The following is a 20,234-nucleotide window of genomic DNA, read 5'->3' as shown; positions in this document are numbered from 1 at the left end:
GTTTATCCCCTTTACTTCAAGTTGCTGATGATTTGGTCAGCGAATTCTGAGCATTTGATTTCTGTAGCGCCTTCCATCAAGCGTGCGAAGTCATAGGTAACCGTTTTGTTGTTAATTGCTGTAGCCATACCACCATAGATAAGGTCAGCAGCTTCTTGCCAGCCCAAGTGCTCCAAGAGCATAACGCCAGACAAAATAACGGAACCAGGGTTAACTACATCAAGATCCGCATACTTCGGAGCAGTACCGTGAGTAGCTTCGAAGATCGCATGGCCTGTTAAATAGTTGATATTTGCACCTGGTGCAATACCAATACCACCAACTTGTGCAGCCAAAGCATCGGACAAGTAGTCACCGTTCAAGTTCAATGTTGCGATAACATCAAAGTCTTTCGGGCGAGTCAATACTTGTTGAAGCGCGATATCAGCGATTGCATCTTTAACCAAGATCTTGCCTGCAGCAAGCGCTTCTTCTTGAGCTTTGTTCGCAGCTTCTGTGCCATGCTCGTCCTTAATGCGGTCATATTGACCCCAAGTGAACGTCTTGTCAGCAAACTCTTCCTCTGCCACTTCATAGCCCCAGTTCTTGAAGGCACCTTCTGTGAACTTCATAATGTTGCCTTTGTGAACGAATGTAACGCTCTTACGACCGTGCTTGATTGCAAACTCAATCGCAGCGCGAGCAAGACGCTTGGAACCTTCAGAAGATACTGGTTTCACACCGATACCAGATGTTTCAGGGAAACGAATCTTGTTCACGCCAAGCTCGTCTTGCAAGAACTTGATCAATTTGTTCACATCTTCGGAACCAGAAGCGTACTCAATACCAGCATAGATATCTTCTGTGTTTTCACGGAAAATAACCATATCAACCAGTTCAGGACGCTTAACTGGAGAAGGTACACCATCGAAATAACGTACAGGACGCAAGCAAGTGTACAAATCCAGCTCTTGACGAAGCGCAACGTTCAAAGAACGAATACCGCCACCGATTGGAGTTGTCAAAGGTCCTTTAATGGCAACGATATATTCACGAATTGCTTCCAACGTATCGTTAGGCAACCACTCACCATATTCATTATAAGCCTTTTCACCTGCAAATACTTCGTACCAAGCAAGCTTGCGCTCGCCGCCATAAGCTTTCTCAACTGCAGCGTCCAATACACGCTTGGATGCGCGCCAAATGTCACGGCCTGTACCGTCTCCCTCGATAAATGGAATGATCGGTTGTGTTGGTACTTGCAACTTACCGTCTTTAATCGTAATTTTCTCGCCCTCTGTTGGTGCAGCAAACTTCTCCAATTGCAACATATATAGTTCCTCCTCAGAATAATGCTGAATGGTATGAATCCGCGTATATGACATACGCCGATGACGGGCACTACATCCTTATTGTAGCAACCCGCCATTTTCTATGACAAGCTAAAATATGAAAATTTTTGATACTTAGATAAATTAACGTTCAGAAATAGGAATATAAGCTTGTGTTGACGGGCCAACATACTCAGCGCGCGGACGAATAATACGATTGTTCTCGTATTGTTCTAAGATGTGCGCTGTCCAACCAGATGTACGGCTGATTGCAAAGATTGGTGTAAATAAATCGCGAGGGATACCAAGCATCGTGTAAACCGAAGCGGAGTAGAAGTCCACATTTGGTTTAAGTCCCTTTTGACCCGTTACCAATTCTTCAATACGTACGCTCATCTCATACAAATCAAGATTGCCTTTCTCCTTGCCAAGCTCTTCCGACATCTTCTGAAGATGCTTAGCACGAGGGTCTCCGTTCTTGTATACACGGTGTCCGAAGCCCATAATCTTAGCTTTGTTGTCCAACTTGTCTTGAATGTAATCGTCTACATTTCTTGATTCACCAATCTCTTCCAACATAACCATAACCGCTTCGTTCGCTCCGCCATGCAATGGTCCCTTCAAAGCACCGATTGCCGAAGTGATACCCGAGTAGATATCGGACAACGTGGCAACGGTTACACGACTTGCGAAAGTAGAAGCGTTCAATTCATGATCAGCATGCAATACTAATGCTTTATCCATTGCTTCGACCGCACGCGGCTCAGGCGCTTCGCCTAGCAATGTGTACAGGAAGTTGTAAGCAATAGACTTGCCTGCTAACGGTGCAACTGGTTCTTTACCCTCTCGAATACGAGCATAAGCAGCTACGATGGTAGGTAACTGAGCTTGAATCTTAATTGCTTTATTCAAATTCGCTTCTGCACTCATGTCATTGGCACTATCATCATACAGTGCCAAAGCAGAAACAGCCGAACGAAGGACAGCCATTGTATTCGCTTCAGATGGGAACAACTTCAATTGCTCGATAACACCTGCTGGAACGGATGCATGATCACTTAGCTTTGCTTGAAGATCTTGAAGCTCTGCCTCATTTGGAAGCTTTCCATACCATAACAGATAAGCAACTTCTTCAAACGTAGCATGTTCAGCCAAATCATCAATATTGTAACCACGGTAGGTTAATACCCCATCAATAATGGAACTGATAGACGAAGCCGCTGCAACAATACCTTCTAGCCCTTTGGTTGCTGTCATAGCCCTCTCTCCTTTGCATCATACTTCTCTTTTGTGTACAACGTTCGACTGCGTATTCGATTGTGCATAAGTATTTCTATGAAGTAATTAAAACTTCTAGTTAAATGATATAGGATATTGTCGGTTCTGTGAACGCAAAAAGGCAATTTTAGGGATAGAAATGCTTTATCACCTACATAAACGGATTTTTAAGGAACGAATCTGAAAAAAGATGAAATTGTTTAAAAAACCTACATATATATAAGATAATCTCTATCTCATCGCGCTCAAGAACGTATATCGGCCGCATAGCTGGAACACAGTGTTTGTTGCCATTTCATAGAAAAGAATAGATTGGACTAGCAATACAGAGGGGGCGTATCGTGGATATTAACATTACAAAACGAGTCGTACGAGCTGTGATGGTTATGATCTTGATCATGGCTAGCATAATTTTATGTGCATTGCTGCTGCCCTTGCTTTATCCATTTTTGCTAGCATGGATCATTGCTGCACTTATGAATCCGATCGTCAACCTCTTGGAATATCGCCTACGTTTTCCACGATGGTTAGCTGTTACTCTTTCTTTATCTGTCTTTGTAACCTCAATGTTCACCGTGCTTGCTGCTGTTGTCACACGTATCGTCAAAGAAATTATGACCTTGACAGAGACGATTCAACTGTATTTGCAAGCATGGCGCGAATTGTTTCTTACCCTTATGAATAATGAACATATCGTATCGCTAATTGAGACACTTAGTCTGCTGTATAAAGATAACCCTAACATTCAGAACACAATCAATACGAATATCTCTCGTACTGCCGAAACGGTTACGAATACCGTAACTGATCTTGTTACATACATGTTGAATGGCATTGTAACACTACTATCACGCCTCCCTAACATTGCTACAATTTCAGTTGTGGTATTACTAGCAGCTTTTTTTATCAGCAAAGATTGGAAGCATTGGCTTAACCTCGTAACCGATTGGTTCCCTGATCAATTGCGCAAACCAGCTTATAGTGTATGGGCAGATCTAAAGAAAGCTCTATTTGGCTACTTGCGCGCTCAATTCATTCTTATCTCCATAACAGCCGTCGTCATTACGATTGGTTTGTTGCTGTTAGGTGTACCCTATGCCGTCACGATCGGGCTATTAATTGGTCTCGTGGATTTGCTCCCTTATCTCGGTGTCGGAGCAGTCATGGTGCCGTGGATTATGTATAGTTTTATAACAGACCCTTCTTCACTAGCCATTGGTTTAACCGTTCTCTATGCAATCGTCCTCGTAGCAAGGCAAATTATAGAACCAAAAGTACTTGCATCCAGCATCGGGATCGATCCGTTCATGACCTTGGTCTCCATGTTTGTTGGGCTAAATCTATTCGGAGTACTCGGGCTTATTATCGGACCTGTCACACTCATACTGCTAACTGCCGTACATCGAGCACATGTATTCCGAGATGTTCGCAATTACATTATGATAGGGAGAAAATAGAGCGATTATATCGATGTCGAACACTCGTCCCATAACATTTAGAAGTAACTAGCCACGGGTCGTTGATCAAATTCACATATTGCGCTCTAAAAAAAGAGCAAGAAAACAACGAAGCATCCAGCAGCTCGTCATTCCCTTGCTCTTTTCGTATTATTTTATTTTTCAACTAACTAAGATACCGCTTCAACTCACTCTAGCGTTTGAGTCTCAGAGTTTGAGTGTGCTCTAATGAGATCTAGAGTTCGATCCTAGAGATTGATTCTGTTCTAGCGAGCTCTAGGGTTCGAGCCTAGAGTTTGAAGTATGAGTGCTCTCTAACGAGCGCCATCACCGTTATTTTAGGGAAATCATCCATATCTGACATGTAACGGTTGTAGTCGAGCTAATTTAAGCAATTTCAGTCCATTTCATGGCTCAATATGATAAATAAGCTCACTGGCACCCTTTACATTTTATAATGATTAAATATGAGGCAAATAGCCTCAATGGCAACCGTTAGCACGAGTGTCATCGATACTTCACCAGCACACCACTACTTCATCACTACTTAACACTTCATACTGCATGCATAGTGCATCACCAGTTCATCACTAAATGTTATCGCAAAATATGAAAATTACCATTCTGCATCTTTTTCTCAATCCATTTCAACATATAGTGTCTGTAAATAGGACGAGTTAACGGAAAGACCATCGTAAACCCGATAATATCGGTTACAAAGCCAGGAGTTAGCAGTAAAATACCACCCAGCATGACGCAAAGTCCTTCGACTAGCTTACGGCCTGGAATTTGTCCAGACTGCATCTGCTGCTGTACGTCGCCCCATACTTGTGCCGCTTCATGACGAGTAATAAGAACGCCTATAATAGCCGTCACAATAACAAGCAGGAACGTATTCCAGCCTCCAATTTGGCCGCTCACAAAAATAAATCCCCATATTTCCATTGCTGGAATAAGTGCAAGTAATAACAGGAACCACATATACATTCACTCCCTATTTACCATTTCAACCTTCTATTGCTTTTGTGCAAATGGTTGCAGCATCGACCATAATTCAGGCTGCTCACGACTCACGCGCTTCGGACGCCAGTCACGCCCGATCCAAGCATGCTCGGTTCCACCTTCGTAGAGAAGCTCTCCAATCGGCTCTGACAGCCATCCTGTTGTCTGTACCTGAATCACTTGCTCCTCAGTCAACCGACAGACAAGGGATTGGAATGACATACGAATCGTGCCCAACTGATCAAGCCTTGTAAACACAGCCACCCAATCATCATAATGAGCGGGGCGCTTATAGCTGATTCGAAGATCAGTGACAGGAAACAAAAGTCCTTCCTCTTCGAGCTGTTTGTAGTTAACACCAAGTGCTCTTATCCATTCAGTACGTCCAACTTCAAACCAAGTTGCAACATTTCCATGGAAAACAACGGCCATGGCGTCTGTCTCCTGGTAACGAACCCGCATAGCCACTCCGAACCAAGGATTTTTTGCAATATGATCGGTTTCGAGATGCGTCGATTGCTGCTCTTCATTCTTCACTCTTACTCCCCCTAATGGAAAGTTAACGATACAACAAAAGCAATGGCTGCGACACCATTGCTTCTGTAGATATTGCTATTTATGAATTAGTTGCAAGCTTGTCCAATTTGCGTAACTTTCATCAGGTTCGTAGAACCTGCGCAGCCAACTGGTACACCAGCTGTGATGACAACAAGATCACCATGAGCAACTAGACCCGTTTCAAGACCGCCTTTAACAGCTGTATCGAACATTTCGTCTGTTGTTTTTGCTGGCTCACCTTTAACAGGTACAACGCCCCATACCAACGCCATGCCGCGCATTACTTGCTCAGAGGCAGCTACAGCAACGATTGGTGCTTTCGGACGGTATTTGGATACCATACGAGCTGTATAGCCTGTTTGTGTGGATGTAATGATTGCTTTCGCATCAAGGTCCAATGCAGAGTTAGCTACTGCTTGACCGATTGCATCTGTAATAGTAGATTGCTGCTTCGAACTTTGACGAACGAAGATTTCACGGTACTCAAGCGCAGATTCTGCTTTCTCAGCGATACGAGACATCGTGAGTACAGATTCAACTGGGTATTTACCAGCAGCTGTTTCACCAGACAACATGATTGCGTCTGTTCCATCGAAGATAGCGTTAGCTACGTCAGAAGCTTCCGCACGTGTAGGACGTGGGTTGCGCTGCATGGAATCCAACATTTGTGTTGCTGTAATTACTGGTTTACCTGCCAAGTTACATTTCTCGATCATGCGCTTTTGCACAAGAGGAACTTCTTCAGCAGGGATTTCAACGCCGAGGTCACCACGAGCAACCATCAAGCCGTCGGACAATTCAAGAATTTCATCCAAGTTGTCGACACCTTCTTGGTTCTCGATCTTGGAAATGATTTGGATATGATTCGCATTGTGCTCTTTAAGCAAGTTGCGAATTTCCATAACGTCGCTAGCTTTACGCACGAAGGAAGCAGCGATAAAGTCAACGTTTTGCTCGATACCGAAACGGATATCGTTAGCGTCTTTCTCTGTAATACCTGGAAGAGAAATGCTTACGCCTGGAACGTTAACGCCTTTTTTGCTCTTAATTGTACCACCGTTAACGATCTTACATTTGATTTCTGTGCCTTGAACTTCAACAACAGTCAATCCGATCAAACCGTCATCGATCAAAATTGTAGAACCTACTTCAACATCACGCGGAAGATCAGCGTATGTAACCGATAGGCGGTTAGCATCTCCTTCAATCTCTTCTGTTGTCAAAGTGATGTACTGATCTTCTACAAGCTCAATTGGTTCTACAGCCAATTTACCCGTACGAATTTCAGGACCTTTTGTGTCAAGCAAGATGGCAACTGTTTTGTTCAACTCTTGAGCTGCTTTACGAATATTGATGATACGATTGCCATGCTCCTCAAAGTCTCCATGGGAGAAGTTCAATCGTGCTACATTCATACCAGCCATAATAAGTTGTTTCAGTTTGTCCAATGATTCGCTGGAAGGACCAATCGTACATACAATTTTAGTTTTGCGCATTATGAGTTTCCTCCAATATGTTCGGCTCTCTACTATCCACTTGATATATTTATTATAACAAGTTCACAACTATTTAATTTACTATACCTTCTTCAATTTGTACATGAAGATTGTCATATTTTTAAGTTTTACCAAATGAATAAGTCGTTATGACTGTAAATTGTTAGTTAAGCTTGATCTAAATAGGTGAATCGACCGATAGAACGGAACTTTTCATATCGATTTTCACGAAGCTCATCTGGTGTCATTGCCAGCAATTCTGTTAATTGTCTTACTAATGCATGCTTAACAGAAGCCGCAGCCGTAGGAATATCTTTGTGCGCGCCACCTTGCGGCTCCGGGATTACTTCCTCAATAATGCCCATCTCAAGCAAATCAGCGGCTGTAATCTTCATTGCTTCTGCAGCCTGATCCGCCTTCGACGCATCTTTCCACAAAATAGATGCCGCTCCGTTCGGAGAAATTACCGAATAGATGGCATTCTCAAGCATTAACACTCGATTGCCTACACCAAGGGCTAACGCTCCACCACTACCGCCTTCACCAATAACAACGCAAATGATCGGCACGCCCATCAGCATCATATCACGCAAGTTGCGGGCAATCGCTTCAGATTGTCCTCGCTCCTCTGCTGTATTGCCAGGGTATGCGCCTTTTGTATCAATAAAAGTAATAATTGGACGCTTAAATTTATCGGCCTGCTGCATAAAGCGCAGCGCCTTCCGGAATCCTTCAGGATGAGGACTTCCAAAAAACCGTGCTATATTCTCTTTTGTATCTTTGCCTCGTTGGTGGCCTACAACGGTTACTGGCATGCCATTCAGCTTGGCAATGCCTCCGACGATAGCTAGATCATCTCCGAATAGTCGATCACCATGCAGCTCAATAAAGTCAGTAAAAATATGATTAACAAAATCCAGCGTCGTTGGACGCTGGTGATGTCTAGCCAGATGCATCTTCTGAGACGGTGAAATGCTCGAGTAGATCTCCTCAGCCAGCTTTGAATGACGCTCTTCCAGTCGCGTAATCTCTTCGCTGAAGTCTATGTTCTTCTCTTCTCCAAAGCGCTTCAATTCTGCAATCTTCTGCTTCAATTCTGCTAGCGGTTGTTCAAATGGAAGCTCACTCGCCATTCGCCATCTCTCCTTTCGCGGTATGAAGGTCAATCAACTTCGTTAACGTTTGACGCATATCTTTGCGTGGAACGACCATATCAACCTGACCGTGCTTCAAGTTGAATTCAGCGGTTTGGAAGTTGTCCGGCAGCTTCTGACGAATGGTTTGTTCAATAACAATTCGGCCTGCAAAACCAACAAGAGCCCCTGGCTCGGCCAAATTAATATCGCCCAACATAGCAAAACTCGCAGATACGCCTCCCATTGTCGGATCCGTAAATACGGATATGTAGAGGCCTCCACTTTCATGAAACTTCGCTAATGCAGCACTTGTCTTCGCCATTTGCATCAAGCTCAATATACTTTCCTGCATACGAGCTCCACCTGACGTAGAGAAAATAATAAGCGGATACTTCTTTTGCATCGCCATCTCGATCGCACGAGTTATTTTCTCTCCAACAACAGATCCCATACTTCCGCTGAAGAAGTCAAAACTCATGACAGCAACGACAACGGGATATCCGCCAATCGTACCCTCACCGGAAATAACAGCTTCATTTAAGCCAGACTTTGCATGCTGCTGCTCCAGCTTCTTCGCGTATCCCGGGAATTCAAGCGGATCTTCAGACACCATATTAGCTTCATATTCAAACAAACGACCATCATCTAAAGTCATCTGTATGCGTTCCCATGCACTGAGACGGGCATGATGTCCGCATTCCGAGCAAACTTTCAAGTTCTTTTCCAATTCCTTATGATATTGAATCGTGCCGCACTTGGCACACTTTGTCATCAATCCCTCAGGTATTTCACGCTTAGGACGATCACTATCATCACGTATGGATGGAATCGTCGCGTATTTCTTCTTTTTGTGGAATAAGTCTTTGAACACTCATGACACCTCTTTAGGCTGATTTACGCTGCATGTAAACAACATCCACTGGGGCTTGTCCACCGAACGAATGCGCCCGATTGTAGGCAACAAAAAGCGGCTGTCTCAACAACAATGACGTTCGTCAAGCAGCCGTATTATGCGTGCAAAATAGAGTTGAGCACTTCTTGCACTTCTTCCACTTCACCGGAAGGTACGAGCACTTCGAATTGTTGTTTAGACATATGGACAGGGCGGACTTGTACAAGAAATCCTTCCTCCGTCAATCTGTTGTTAATTCTTTCAGCAATTTTAGCTGTCGGAGCGATGTAGATAACTGTCCACATTCGCGTGAGTACCTCCTCACGTTTGTTGCATGGTCATTAATGCACCTATGATAACATAGTGCCTTTTTCATAGCAACAAAATCGAGCCCTCGATGCTATAGAATCTACACAATATTCCAGTTATTAGGCTCGTAGATTTTCGCAAAACGGTGCGGTATAAGCAAATGTCAATGATGACTGTCACACGATCAGAATAAATTATGAATCTACTTTATCATACTTGATAGCGTTCGGATCTTGATGTGCAATCCGAGCAGATGCTGCCGCCGCGAGGCCAGCTACCAAATCATCAAGAAACACATGGATACCGCTATGATCATTATTCAACTGCCCGAGTATCCCTAGCTTATTTTTGTCCAAGTATCCAAAGCTTGTCAGACCTATCATACCAAACATGCTCGTGATCCCGAGTGCCAGTGTCTCATCTACTCCATACAGAGACTCATCCGCTTCCAGCATGGATTGCAGCGGCTCCGGCCATTGTTTGCGCTCTGCCATCATATCCATGGCTATGCCTGTCATCAGCGTATATTGTACTTCACGTTTCTGCAATACCGACTTCACACTATCGAGGCACTGCTCCAATTCTAGCAATGCATTGTAAGGCTTTTGCAGCTTGTATACGATTTCTGCTATCGCTTCAAGCTTCACTCCACGCTGTTCCAACCATGATACCGCCATTGTATAATTCAAAAGGCACTCCCCCTGTCTCACGATCCCGCAGCCTTGTCTCTACACAAGGTGTAAAGACAATATATGCCGGATAGTAAAAAATGGTGAGTGCCTTATACAAAATTCAATCGACTACGATAAGTAAGACAATTACATTTCAGTAAATACTTGTAGCGTTTCAGGCCGTTATTACTTGACGCGTACGCTACCTTCTCCGAATAAGCTTTCGATACGCTTAAACAGCTGCGGCGAAGGCTTCAGCGTGTAGCTTCCGCTAAGAGCGCGAAGCTGCTGCTCGCGCTCGTAGAAGAGCACGGTCGGCAGCGTGCCATGGTGCTCTTGAATGAGCGACTTCAGCTCATTCAAGAGCTCTGGCCGTTCGCATTCGGCCGTGATCTTAATGTACACACGCTGGCTCTGCTTGGCGCGTGACGTGCCTGCGGCGTGCGCGTCTGTGCGCGAGGCCGTGCCTGCGGCATGCGAGCTGCCCGCCTCTCGCGGGGCAGGCTCCGCGCCTTCGCGAGCAGCGACGCCATTGGCGCTGTGCTCGCCTGTGGCACGGGCGAAAGCTTCGCCATGCGCTGCTCGCCCGCCCGCCGCTTGAGCGGAAGCGCCATGCCCAGCTGGCGAGCCAGCGGCCGGCGCAGTTCGCGCAGCCCCGGCGGCGTTAGCCGCTGCTGGCGGAGCGGCTTGGCCTGCACTTGCGCCGCTTGGCGCCTGTGCGCGGGCGCGCTCTGTGCCGCCGCTGCGGCCCGCAGCATCGCGGCCGCCAGAGGCAGCTGCTGAGCGCTGCTGCCGCGCACGTCGCGCCAACTGCGCGACAGCGTTCAAATCCAGCGGCGCAACATCATGCGCCAGCAGCTTGAAACCTTCGTCCTGCTGCTGGACTTTGGCACGTACCGCGATTAAAGCCCCCTTCGAAACAAGCGGCTGAGCACGCCTCCATACTTCAGGGAACAACACGACCTCTACGCGCTCGATTCGATCCTCAAGCTCAATAAACGCCATCGGCTTGCCCTTTTTCGTCATAATGCTTCGTTCCGATACAATCATGCCGACGACGACGCATTCACTCTCATCAGGCGTGTCATGCAGATCCACGATGCGATCCGCATCGGCTCCCTGCAACAACTCTACATATTCATCAAGCGGATGTCCGGACAAATAAAGACCAAGCAATTCCCGCTCTAGTTCCAGCTGCTGACTCATCGTGAACGGCTGAATATCCGGATAATCAATCTGCCTGTTGTTGACTTCTACAAAGTCAAACATTTGAATTTGCAAATCTTCACGCTGCTTTCGCCATTTCACTGCCGATTCGAGCATCTCATCGAGTACGGCCAACAATTGAGCCCGATGCCCGGGCAGTGAATCCATTGCTCCCGCTTGAATCAACGATTCAACAACACGACGATTGCACACACGCAAATCAACGCGACGACAGAAGTCTTGCAAATCCTCATAGGGCTGGTTGCGGCGCTCCCGTATAATGCTTTCGATCGCCTGTGTACCCACATTTTTAATAGCTGCTAATCCAAAACGAATGGCACCGTCTACAGGTGTAAATGTCACTTCGCTCTCATTAATATCAGGTGGAAGCACCTCTAGCTGTGTGCGGCGACAATCTTCGATATATTCAGCAACTTTACGGTGATTGCCCATCTGAGCCGTTAACATCGATGCCATAAACTCAGTTGGATAGTGGGCTTTCAAATAGGCCGTCTGGAATGCCAACACGCCATATGCAGCCGCATGGGCACGCGGGAAACCATAATCCGCAAATCGTACAATCATATCATAAACATGATTCGCATCTTCCAACGTATAACCTAACGCTAAGCTTCCTTTTACGAAGTGCTCTCGCTCCTGATCAAGCACCTCTCGCTTCTTCTTCGAAACCGCTCTGCGAAGCAAATCCGCTTCTCCCAAGGAGAAGCCTGCCATCTTCGAGGCGATGTGCATAATCTGCTCTTGGTATACAATAATTCCATACGTATCCTGTAAAATAGGCTCAAGATCAGGATGAGGATACTGTACAGGCTGTTTGCCATGCTTACTCAAAATAAAATTCGGAATAAACTCCATCGGACCAGGTCGATACAACGCCAATACAGATACGATATCTTCAAATGCAGATGGCTTCAAATCTCGCAGCACACGCCGTACTCCAGCTGATTCTAACTGAAACAGCCCTGTCGTCTCGCCTCTCCCAAGCAATTCATACGTCTTCGTATCTTCATCATCGACACGATTCAAATCAAGACTCTCTCCGGTCTTCGCCTTGATCCAATTCAATGTGCGTTCAATAATCGACAACGTTCGCAAACCTAGGAAATCCATCTTCAATAATCCGATAGCTTCTAGATGTTCCATAGAGAACTGTGTCAGCGGTACGCTCTCTGTTCCTTCCTGAAGCGGCACGTAATTCGTTAGCGGTTCAGGGCCGATAATAACACCAGCAGCATGGGTAGAGGAATGACGAGGCATCCCCTCCACTTTTAGCGCCATACTGATAAGGTCATCAATACGTGTTTCCTTATCACGCCACTCCCGCAATTCATTGCTAAGCGACAACGCCTTGTCCAGCGTCATGCCCACTGCTGATGGAATCAGCTTAGCGGTCTTATCTGTCTCGTGATACGGGACATCCAACACACGACCGACATCGCGTACAGCAGCTCTAGCGGCCATCGTACCGAATGTAATAATTTGAGCCACATGATCTCGCCCGTATTTCTCTGCCACATATGCAATAACTTCATCACGACGCTCATCATTGAAATCGATATCAATATCAGGCATCGTAATACGCTCAGGATTCAAAAAGCGCTCAAACAACAGCTTGTATTTCAACGGATCTACATTCGTAATCCGCAGCGTATAAGCAACTAAACTTCCAGCTGAAGATCCACGTCCAGGCCCCGTCATAATGCCTTGCTCATGCGCAAAGCGAATGAAATCCCAAACGATAAGGAAATAATCAGAGAAGCCCATCGCTTCGATTGTCTTCAATTCATAGGAAAGTCGTTCCTGTGCTTCAAGCCGGAACGACTCATCATTCCACTCTGGCAAATGCTCATATCGAGCGTTCAATCCCGATTGGCATAATTCTGCCAAATAAGAAGCAGCCGTCATCCCGCTTGGGATCGGACTAAATTCCGGAAGCACATGTACGCCAAGCTCAATCTCAACATTACACTGTTCCGCAATAGCAGCCGTATTCGTGATTGATTGCGGGACATGAGGGAACAGCTTCATCATATCTGCTCCAGATTTCATATACATTTGATCGCTTGAAAAGCGTAATCGAGCCTTCTCTTCTACCGTCTTTCCTGTACCGATACAAATAAGCACATCTTGAACAGCCGCATCCGATTGCTCCATATAATGAACATCATTCGTGGCAACTAACGGAATGCCTAACTCTTCACCAAGAGCAATAAGACCGATATTGACCTTCTTCTGCTCAGGAAGCCCATGATCTTGCAGCTCCAAGTAGAAGCCATCCTTAAATATATCTCGATAAGTCATCGCAACTTCACGAGCTTCATCTATTCGATCATGCAGCACATGCTGTGCCACTTCTCCGCCTAAGCAAGCGCTTAAAGCGATAACACCTTCGGAATAGCGGCGCATCGTTTCTTTATCGATCCGCGGCTTATAATGGAAGCCTTCCAAATGACCGATACTGCACATGCGCATCAAATTGCGATAACCTTCGTTATTTTTCGCCAACAAAATCAAATGATAAATCGGCTGTTCCTTACGTGTTCCACGATCCGACATCGTGCCTGCGGTGACATATGCCTCCATGCCGATAATCGGCTTGACTCCATGCTTGCGGCATGCCTTATAGAAGGCGATCGTGCCGTACATGACACCATGATCAGTGAGCGCCAGCGCCTTCATACCATAGTCGGCCGCTCGCTTCGCCAATGCGTCAATACGGGCTGCCCCATCTAGCAGACTATATTCGCTGTGTACATGTAAATGCACGAACTGTTCCATGCCTTTTCACTCCATTTCATTTCAAAGATGCAATCTATATATGCTGATTCCATTCATTTCATTAAGGTGCAACCGAACATACTTTCGTTCTTCATTGTATCATATTTTTCCGCCAAAGTTCTATATATGTAGTAAGAGGTTGTCCGCCTGACTATTGGGATGGCGCGTATTACTTCGACTTCCAATCCGTTCGAGAGGACGATTACAAAATGAGCCCATTTATGTCCAAAGCTATAATCGATTTTGCTATTGCACTAGGCGTTGTTATCGGCGGCTCCCTATTAGCAGGCATCGCTAGTGTAATCGCACTGCAATCTCCAATCGATACGATGAGGCAAGTCAGCGAGCACTTGAAAATATGGGCGATCGTCGCAGCTGTTGGCGGTACCATTGATCCGCTCCGCGTCATAGAAACTAATTTTTGGGTGGGCAATTTATACCCTGTATTCAAACAGCTTATGTTTATTTTAGTGTCTTTCCTAGGCGCACATATGGGCACTGAACTCATTCAATGGATATGCAGGGCCAGGGGGTGAGGCTAGTGCGGCTGCAGCGGTTATTTCAAGGAGCAGCTTTATTTATCGTGGGCGCAATCACAGGCGCTGCGGTATATCACGGTATATTTTTGCATCAAATCGATGAACTCATAATGCGCAATCTAGACCTTCAAGACCGCCTCGCTCACTATAAAGCAGAAGCGGAAGCCTTATTGAAATATAAAAATCGCTCTACCGTAATTAAGAGCATAACGATGCACATTTATGAGTCTGCTGAAGAGAAAATGTCGCCTTCCGATGAAACCGAACTGCGCAAGCGACTGCTCAAAGACTTGGACGGACTGAAAGGACGCAACGTCTATCAAATAGACGAATACGTTAAGCTCATTGAGGGATTGTTAACACGGAAGCTGTACACAAATGTACATCATCAAAACTATGTTGTTACGTTGCGGACAATGCTGGTCACAGAAGGAGTACTGCATGTATGGGTAGATGTGAAAGCAGAACTTCCCTCCCCAGGCTAATGATATCGAACTGTATCGCACACAACTATCATATGGTAAAATAAGCATGTTACCTATTAGCAGGAAGGAGCGTATCACTAGCATGTACGCAATCCAAATTACCTTACTCGTGCTTATTTGTGCAACATCCTTGCTTTCTCTTGTTTACAGCATTCGCTCCCGCCGCTCTCAAGACCAAGTTAAACGAGGACTTTTCGCCGCTCGTACAAATATTTGCATGGGGTTCATGCTAATATTTATTTCTATCATCCAGATGACGATGTTCCCGACAACAGGAACACTACGAATTGTATTCGGTGGTATTTTACTCGCAATAGGGGTATTCAATCTGGTCGCAGGACTGCGCAATCACAGCTATTTTGCGCGGCTGCAGCAATCCAACTAATTCATATGTATGTTTAGACCGTTAAGCATCCCTTAACGGTCTTTTTCGTATTGCATCATGTTCATAAAATCGGTAATTATTTTTACTTACATTTTGTAAGTTTGTGATATAATTATATTAATTAATTGAACATACATATATAAAGGAGCATGTATTATGAAATCATTTGAGGAAATCGTAACCGCACGCCGCTCTGCTAATAAATTTTTACCTGACATCAAAATTACCGAGTCAGAACTAAATGACATATTTTCTTTGGTCAAATATGCACCTTCCAGTTTCAACCTACAGCCAACTGAATATCTCGTTATAACGGATCCCGATAAAATAGAACAAGTATATGTAGCTGCTGAGAAGCAATATAAAATCAAAACCGCTCCCGCAACTATCATCGTATTAGGAAATAAGTATGCTTATCGCGATGCAGCGCGCATCTATGAAGGTATGCTTCATCTAGGCATGTTGAATAAGCAGCAATTTGATATGACCGTAGCAGATACGATCGAATCGTATGAGAAAAGAGGAGAAACCTTTAAACGTGAAGATGCCATTCGAAATGCAAGCATCTCCGCTATGCAGTTCATGCTCATTGCTAAAGATAAAGGCTGGGACACTTGCCCGATGGTTGGCTTTGATCCAGAAGCACTTATCCGTGACTTCAACATCCCTGAACATCTAGTACCTGTCATGCTTATCTCCATCGGCAAAGAAGATAAAAAGAGCAGTCGTCCGCGTGGCTACCGCAGACCTATTGGCGAGTTTGTAAAGTATAACTCCCTATAGACATACCAACCAAATTAAAACGCAAGCCCCCTACTCACTTACGAGAATAGGGGGCTGATTGTATTAATTATGGTCAATCGATTGAACCGTCATCATCACTTTAGCGACAAGCTGGTCGCCTTTTTTCATTTCAATTTCCAATTTACAAACTTTGCGGCCCATTTCAATGAACCTAGGGACAAGCCTTACAATGTCTTCAATTTGAACCGGGCGTACGAAATAAGTCGTCATATTTTCCATAATATGATCATGCTGTCTCGCATCCTTTGCCGCACGAAGAGCCCCGTTTGTAAGCAGAGATGTCATAATTCCTTCCGATACAACACCGAAGCTATTTACCATCTGCGGCGTGATAACTCCCTGAAAGTAGATGCGTCCTTCTTCGTCCCTCATCTCACTGAATCCGTTCCATATCAAATCGTCGAACGTCTCTCCTAACTGAGGTTCATTCGGAACATCCCGCATCGCATTAAGCACATCCTGTCTCGTTATGACAGCCAACAGCTTGCGACTGCGATCCACAACAGGCAACAGCTCAATCCCTTCCCACACCATTGTATGTGCTGCTGAAGCAAGCGTTGTGTTCATGGTAACTGTTATTGGATTTCTGGTGTACAGTTTGTCGATTGCCTGATCTTTGTCCGCGTATTCTACATCCTTAATCGTAATCATACCGGCTACTCGATTCCACTCATCTATAATCGGAAAGCGATTATAGCCTGTGGACTCTCTTAACTCTTCAAACTGCCGGACCGTACTTGATGGCCGCAATACAGACACTGATAACTTAGAACCGACAATATCCTCGACCAACAAAATTTTCTTCTTAATTAAGCGATCGAACAACGCTCTATTAATCATGGATGCTACCGTAAAGGTATCATACTTGGAATTAATGATAGGCAAATCCAAAGAATCGGCGAGCAGCTTTACTTCACGACTTGTCGTAAAGCCACCTGTGATCAGAACTCCCGCACCATGCTGCAAAGCACTTTTATGCGCATTTTCCCGATTACCAACAATAAGCAAGCTGCCAGCATCTATGTAACGAAGCATAGCGTCAAGCTTCATCGCTCCGATCGCATATTTATTGAGTGTTTTGTTCAATCCCTGTGCTCCGCCCAGCACATGGCCTTCAACAATTTCAACGACCTCTGCAAATGTAAGCTGTTCCGAAAGGTTACGCGGCTTCTTCTCTACTCGCACCGTTCCGATACGTTCTTTTGTCACGACAAGACCGACATTTTCAGCCTCTTTTACTGCGCGATACGCCGTCCCTTCGCTTACACCCAGCTCTTTTGCCAGTTTACGAACAGAAATTTTAGTACCCGGTTTAAGCCCTTCAATATGGTGAAGCAGTTGTTCGTGCTTCGTTACGGTCGCATCATGAACGTCCATTCTGTTACACCCAACCTTCCCGAACTGTATTAATCTGTTATGTTAGTGTAACACAGTAAAGATAACCTATACAAATATATTGTCTATCTATTCAGACGCTCATATTTGTTCCAAATACTCATAGTTGGTCACAGAAAAAGATTGCATCATTATTTTCAGCACAACCAACACAAAGAACCGAACACTGGCTTACACCCGCTTCGGCTCTACATGCTGCACGCTACAGCTTATCTAATTACAAAATCATTTATTTCATTCGTTCTGACATACGAACGATACGCTTTTCTACTTGGCGATAACGCTCTGCTCGAACTTGCCGCATTCGATTTTCTTTTTCTTCATCAACACGAAGCAAACGATACAAATGAGCTCCGACAATCAGCAAAGCGAACAAAGACCAAATACTGCCGAAGACGACAGCCATCGACCAGCCTTCCCGAAAAGGAATCGTAGGCAATGCAATAAACAACATGATCATGACCGCCGCAATTGATAATACAGATATCCAAGAGCCTCTGCTGCGTCTGCTTCTATGGGTTATCGGCGTCTCGTTCATAGACTCACATCCCTCATCGTTCATAGTGAAGCTGCCGCTTCTCTATCATCTTATGCGGACAAGTTACGCGCTATGACCGATACAAAGGGCATAAAAGAAAACAGCCCCTCACGATGTATAAGTGAAAGAGCAAGCCATAGCTTTTCTCTTCAATATTATACGGTGGGGAGCTGTTATCATGGCCTAATAGGTTAGCCTTCTTCCGATTGATACAGATAGCTCAAAGAGTCTGTTACAATTTTATTTACATCTTGAATCACGAGAGAAAGACGACGCTCTGCTTCAAACAATGCAGTAATATTAGCGTTCATGCTAATAACTTGGAATAGCTTCTCCATCTCTTCCATTTCTTCTGGATTAGGCATTTCACCCGTCATCATTTGTTGCTGCATCTCTACCTGACGCTTACGGAAATTATCAAACATCTGTTTCGTTTCTGGTTCAGCAGCAATCGCCTTCATCGCTGTATCAACAGCAGCAGCCTCCTCAGATTGCTGAAGAGCCCGCGCCAAATCATGGGCTTTGTCATATACATTTGTCATAGTCGTTCAAACATTCCTCTCTGTACGCTCATGTACGACATCGATGTATCGCCATTCCGCATCTATAAACATAAGAGCAGTATAAATGAGCTGTATTCCTTTACCTTGCATCATTTTATATTACTGGATTACAAGACATCTGTCGAACTTCACCCACTTGAATTAACCTACTGCGAGTAATATGAAAGCTTGTACTCCGCCAATAATGCCCCCAAGCAATACACCTAGCCATGTAATAGCTCTAAATTCTTTGCCCGATACGCTAAGTATAATGTGTTCCAAACGTTCAATCGGGAATTTTTCGACTTGGGCACGTACCACTTCTTCCAAACCAATGCTCTTTATAAGCTGATCTAGATGTTGATCAAGCTTGTTCACTCCAAACTGAACGATGCGTGGTATGAACGGCTCCCATACATGTCGATATTCCTGCACCCAATCCGCTGGACGCAAATCTGCAAGTCGCTGAGCAAGGTGAGCAAATGGTATCACATCGTTCAAACGCTCGGCCACCCACAATTCAGGCTTATCATTTTCCGTTCCCGTTTCACCGCTAAGCTCTTGCACCAATTCAGCTGGTGTTTTATCCATCCACTCATCAAGCTTACGTTCTACGATGCGAGCAACGGTACGACGAACATCAGACGACTTTAGCTGTTCAGCCAATAAAGGAATCATACGGCTGACCAATTTGTCTTCATCTACAAATATTGCAGCCATCGTCCCAAAAAATCCTTGCGAACGATCTAGCACCTTGCTTAACATGTTCGCCAGCATACGCTGACCTTCAAACGATTGAAGTTGGCTGCCTACCGCATTCAATAATGCTTGTGTGGCCTTATCAGCAGCACGCGAGCGTACTTCTGACTGCAAACCAGGCAGCAGCTCATGAAGCGAACGTTCACTCCAACGCTCTGATTGCCACAAATGCACAATCCCTTGTTGGGCAACCATTCGCAACTTCTGTTCCCACTCCTGTATGAGTACAGCACGTTCTTCTTCGCCTGCATCAGGATGCATCCATTCCATCAATGTCTTCGGATTAGTTGCCAATCTGTCTATGCTTGCAGTCAATGTCTGTGTCAGTTGCTGCTGCATACCAGGCTTCTCCAAGACAGAACGCAGACCGTCTGATGTGACTAAGTACTGTGCCACTACTTCCCCTAGCGATTCTGCGATATCCTGTTTGCGTTTTGGAATTAACCCTGGTGTGAAGGGCAATTTCCAAGAACCTATGTAGATTGGGCGCCGCGGATGAAACAACATTTTGATGGCAAAGTGATTGGTAACACCGCCAACAATAGCCGCTACCGCGATGCTAAAAATAATTAATACCCAGGCTGACAAGAAAAGTCACTCCTTTTTTAAAAAATAGGTCAATCACCAAGGATAATATGTCCTCATATGATACATTAACATTTGCGGTTCACCT

At 45.0% G+C, this 20,234-nt stretch carries 19 protein-coding genes; 5 read left to right on the top strand and 14 right to left on the bottom strand.

Features of this window, described 5'->3' with window-relative positions:
- Positions 1 to 11 precede the first annotated feature (11 nt).
- Both icd and citZ read right to left on the bottom strand, forming a co-directional pair.
- Positions 12 to 1,310 (bottom strand): NADP-dependent isocitrate dehydrogenase, encoded by a 1,299-nt coding sequence (icd, locus tag FPZ44_RS04210; protein WP_144987697.1) that lies wholly within the window; start codon positions 1,308 to 1,310, stop codon positions 12 to 14.
- Between the two features lie 144 nt (positions 1,311 to 1,454).
- Positions 1,455 to 2,567 carry a citrate synthase gene (citZ, locus tag FPZ44_RS04205; protein ID WP_144987695.1) on the bottom strand — a complete coding sequence of 371 codons (1,113 nt, stop codon included), beginning with the start codon at positions 2,565 to 2,567 and terminating at the stop codon, positions 1,455 to 1,457.
- 362 nt (positions 2,568 to 2,929) lie between these two features.
- Between citZ and ytvI the strand changes: the two genes are divergently transcribed.
- Positions 2,930 to 4,045 carry a sporulation integral membrane protein YtvI gene (gene ytvI / locus FPZ44_RS04200; RefSeq protein WP_144987693.1) on the top strand — a complete coding sequence of 372 codons (1,116 nt, stop codon included), beginning with the start codon at positions 2,930 to 2,932 and terminating at the stop codon, positions 4,043 to 4,045.
- Between the two features lie 597 nt (positions 4,046 to 4,642).
- Here the strand turns inward: ytvI and FPZ44_RS04195 are convergent.
- The 8 genes from FPZ44_RS04195 to FPZ44_RS04160 all read right to left on the bottom strand — a co-directional run bounded on the left by FPZ44_RS04195 (position 4,643) and on the right by FPZ44_RS04160 (position 14,114).
- On the bottom strand, positions 4,643 to 5,032 hold the full coding sequence (locus FPZ44_RS04195) for an FxsA family protein (protein ID WP_144987691.1): 390 nt from the start codon (positions 5,030 to 5,032) through the stop codon (positions 4,643 to 4,645).
- Positions 5,033 to 5,059: 27 nt separating this feature from the next.
- Entirely contained in the window at positions 5,060 to 5,584 is a 525-nt protein-coding gene (locus FPZ44_RS04190; protein ID WP_261378192.1) for an acyl-CoA thioesterase, read from the bottom strand.
- A gap of 86 nt (positions 5,585 to 5,670) precedes the next feature.
- Positions 5,671 to 7,101, bottom strand: coding sequence for a pyruvate kinase (gene pyk, locus FPZ44_RS04185; protein ID WP_144987689.1), 1,431 nt, complete (start codon positions 7,099 to 7,101; stop codon positions 5,671 to 5,673).
- Between the two features lie 167 nt (positions 7,102 to 7,268).
- Positions 7,269 to 8,234, bottom strand: a complete 966-nt coding sequence (locus FPZ44_RS04180; protein ID WP_144987687.1) for an acetyl-CoA carboxylase carboxyltransferase subunit alpha — start codon at positions 8,232 to 8,234, stop codon at positions 7,269 to 7,271.
- Entirely contained in the window at positions 8,224 to 9,108 is an 885-nt protein-coding gene (accD, locus tag FPZ44_RS04175) for an acetyl-CoA carboxylase, carboxyltransferase subunit beta (protein WP_144987685.1), read from the bottom strand. The genes FPZ44_RS04180 and accD overlap by 11 nt, the downstream gene beginning before the upstream one ends.
- 137 nt (positions 9,109 to 9,245) lie before the next feature.
- Complete coding sequence (locus FPZ44_RS04170) at positions 9,246 to 9,434, bottom strand: hypothetical protein (protein WP_028594234.1); 189 nt, start codon at positions 9,432 to 9,434, stop codon at positions 9,246 to 9,248.
- Positions 9,435 to 9,632: 198 nt separating this feature from the next.
- Positions 9,633 to 10,127 carry a phosphatidylglycerophosphatase A family protein gene (locus FPZ44_RS04165; protein WP_144987683.1) on the bottom strand — a complete coding sequence of 165 codons (495 nt, stop codon included), beginning with the start codon at positions 10,125 to 10,127 and terminating at the stop codon, positions 9,633 to 9,635.
- A gap of 168 nt (positions 10,128 to 10,295) precedes the next feature.
- Positions 10,296 to 14,114, bottom strand: a complete 3,819-nt coding sequence (locus FPZ44_RS04160; RefSeq protein WP_144987680.1) for a DNA polymerase III subunit alpha — start codon at positions 14,112 to 14,114, stop codon at positions 10,296 to 10,298.
- 209 nt (positions 14,115 to 14,323) lie between these two features.
- On the opposite strand from FPZ44_RS04160, the gene FPZ44_RS04155 reads away from it, so the two are divergent.
- From FPZ44_RS04155 to FPZ44_RS04140, 4 genes are all read left to right on the top strand, one after another.
- Positions 14,324 to 14,650, top strand: coding sequence for a YtrH family sporulation protein (locus FPZ44_RS04155; protein ID WP_144987678.1), 327 nt, complete (start codon positions 14,324 to 14,326; stop codon positions 14,648 to 14,650).
- A gap of 5 nt (positions 14,651 to 14,655) precedes the next feature.
- The gene (locus FPZ44_RS04150; RefSeq protein ID WP_261378191.1) at positions 14,656 to 15,138 is read left to right on the top strand and encodes a sporulation membrane protein YtrI; all 483 of its coding nucleotides are present in this window, start codon (positions 14,656 to 14,658) and stop codon (positions 15,136 to 15,138) included.
- Between the two features lie 82 nt (positions 15,139 to 15,220).
- Positions 15,221 to 15,523 carry a YtpI family protein gene (locus FPZ44_RS04145; RefSeq protein ID WP_144987676.1) on the top strand — a complete coding sequence of 101 codons (303 nt, stop codon included), beginning with the start codon at positions 15,221 to 15,223 and terminating at the stop codon, positions 15,521 to 15,523.
- Between the two features lie 156 nt (positions 15,524 to 15,679).
- Positions 15,680 to 16,306 (top strand): nitroreductase family protein, encoded by a 627-nt coding sequence (locus tag FPZ44_RS04140; RefSeq protein ID WP_144987674.1) that lies wholly within the window; start codon positions 15,680 to 15,682, stop codon positions 16,304 to 16,306.
- Between the two features lie 63 nt (positions 16,307 to 16,369).
- Here FPZ44_RS04140 and FPZ44_RS04135 read toward each other — a convergent pair whose 3' ends face one another.
- The 4 genes from FPZ44_RS04135 to FPZ44_RS04120 all read right to left on the bottom strand — a co-directional run bounded on the left by FPZ44_RS04135 (position 16,370) and on the right by FPZ44_RS04120 (position 20,149).
- Positions 16,370 to 17,704, bottom strand: coding sequence for a DRTGG domain-containing protein (locus FPZ44_RS04135; RefSeq protein WP_144987672.1), 1,335 nt, complete (start codon positions 17,702 to 17,704; stop codon positions 16,370 to 16,372).
- A 247-nt stretch (positions 17,705 to 17,951) separates the two neighbouring features.
- On the bottom strand, positions 17,952 to 18,260 hold the full coding sequence (locus tag FPZ44_RS04130) for a hypothetical protein (RefSeq protein WP_261378190.1): 309 nt from the start codon (positions 18,258 to 18,260) through the stop codon (positions 17,952 to 17,954).
- Between the two features lie 191 nt (positions 18,261 to 18,451).
- Complete coding sequence (locus FPZ44_RS04125; protein WP_144987670.1) at positions 18,452 to 18,802, bottom strand: YlbF family regulator; 351 nt, start codon at positions 18,800 to 18,802, stop codon at positions 18,452 to 18,454.
- 162 nt (positions 18,803 to 18,964) lie between these two features.
- Positions 18,965 to 20,149: a DUF445 family protein gene (locus FPZ44_RS04120; protein ID WP_144987668.1), complete on the bottom strand. Its 1,185-nt coding sequence runs from the start codon at positions 20,147 to 20,149 to the stop codon at positions 18,965 to 18,967.
- Between the last annotated feature and the right edge of the window lie 85 nt (positions 20,150 to 20,234).

Source organism: Paenibacillus agilis (assembly GCF_007786455.1).
GTDB lineage: Bacteria > Bacillota > Bacilli > Paenibacillales > Paenibacillaceae > Paenibacillus_B > Paenibacillus_B agilis.
This window is presented reverse-complemented; position numbering and strand designations above follow the sequence as displayed.

Bases quoted from the DNA above. Each gene is read 5' to 3' on its own strand.
- FPZ44_RS04135 (WP_144987672.1), bottom strand. From the start codon at position 17,704: ATGGACGTTCATGATGCGACCGTAACGAAGCACGAACAACTGCTTCAC.
- FPZ44_RS04160 (WP_144987680.1), bottom strand. From the start codon at position 14,114: ATGGAACAGTTCGTGCATTTACATGTACACAGCGAATATAGTCTGCTA.
- FPZ44_RS04195 (WP_144987691.1), bottom strand. From the start codon at position 5,032: ATGTATATGTGGTTCCTGTTATTACTTGCACTTATTCCAGCAATGGAA.
- FPZ44_RS04155 (WP_144987678.1), top strand. From the start codon at position 14,324: ATGAGCCCATTTATGTCCAAAGCTATAATCGATTTTGCTATTGCACTA.
- icd (WP_144987697.1), bottom strand. From the start codon at position 1,310: ATGTTGCAATTGGAGAAGTTTGCTGCACCAACAGAGGGCGAGAAAATT.
- FPZ44_RS04170 (WP_028594234.1), bottom strand. From the start codon at position 9,434: ATGTGGACAGTTATCTACATCGCTCCGACAGCTAAAATTGCTGAAAGA.
- FPZ44_RS04145 (WP_144987676.1), top strand. From the start codon at position 15,221: ATGTACGCAATCCAAATTACCTTACTCGTGCTTATTTGTGCAACATCC.
- pyk (WP_144987689.1), bottom strand. From the start codon at position 7,101: ATGCGCAAAACTAAAATTGTATGTACGATTGGTCCTTCCAGCGAATCA.
- citZ (WP_144987695.1), bottom strand. From the start codon at position 2,567: ATGACAGCAACCAAAGGGCTAGAAGGTATTGTTGCAGCGGCTTCGTCT.
- FPZ44_RS04125 (WP_144987670.1), bottom strand. From the start codon at position 18,802: ATGACAAATGTATATGACAAAGCCCATGATTTGGCGCGGGCTCTTCAG.
- FPZ44_RS04130 (WP_261378190.1), bottom strand. From the start codon at position 18,260: ATGAACGAGACGCCGATAACCCATAGAAGCAGACGCAGCAGAGGCTCT.
- FPZ44_RS04180 (WP_144987687.1), bottom strand. From the start codon at position 8,234: ATGGCGAGTGAGCTTCCATTTGAACAACCGCTAGCAGAATTGAAGCAG.
- FPZ44_RS04140 (WP_144987674.1), top strand. From the start codon at position 15,680: ATGAAATCATTTGAGGAAATCGTAACCGCACGCCGCTCTGCTAATAAA.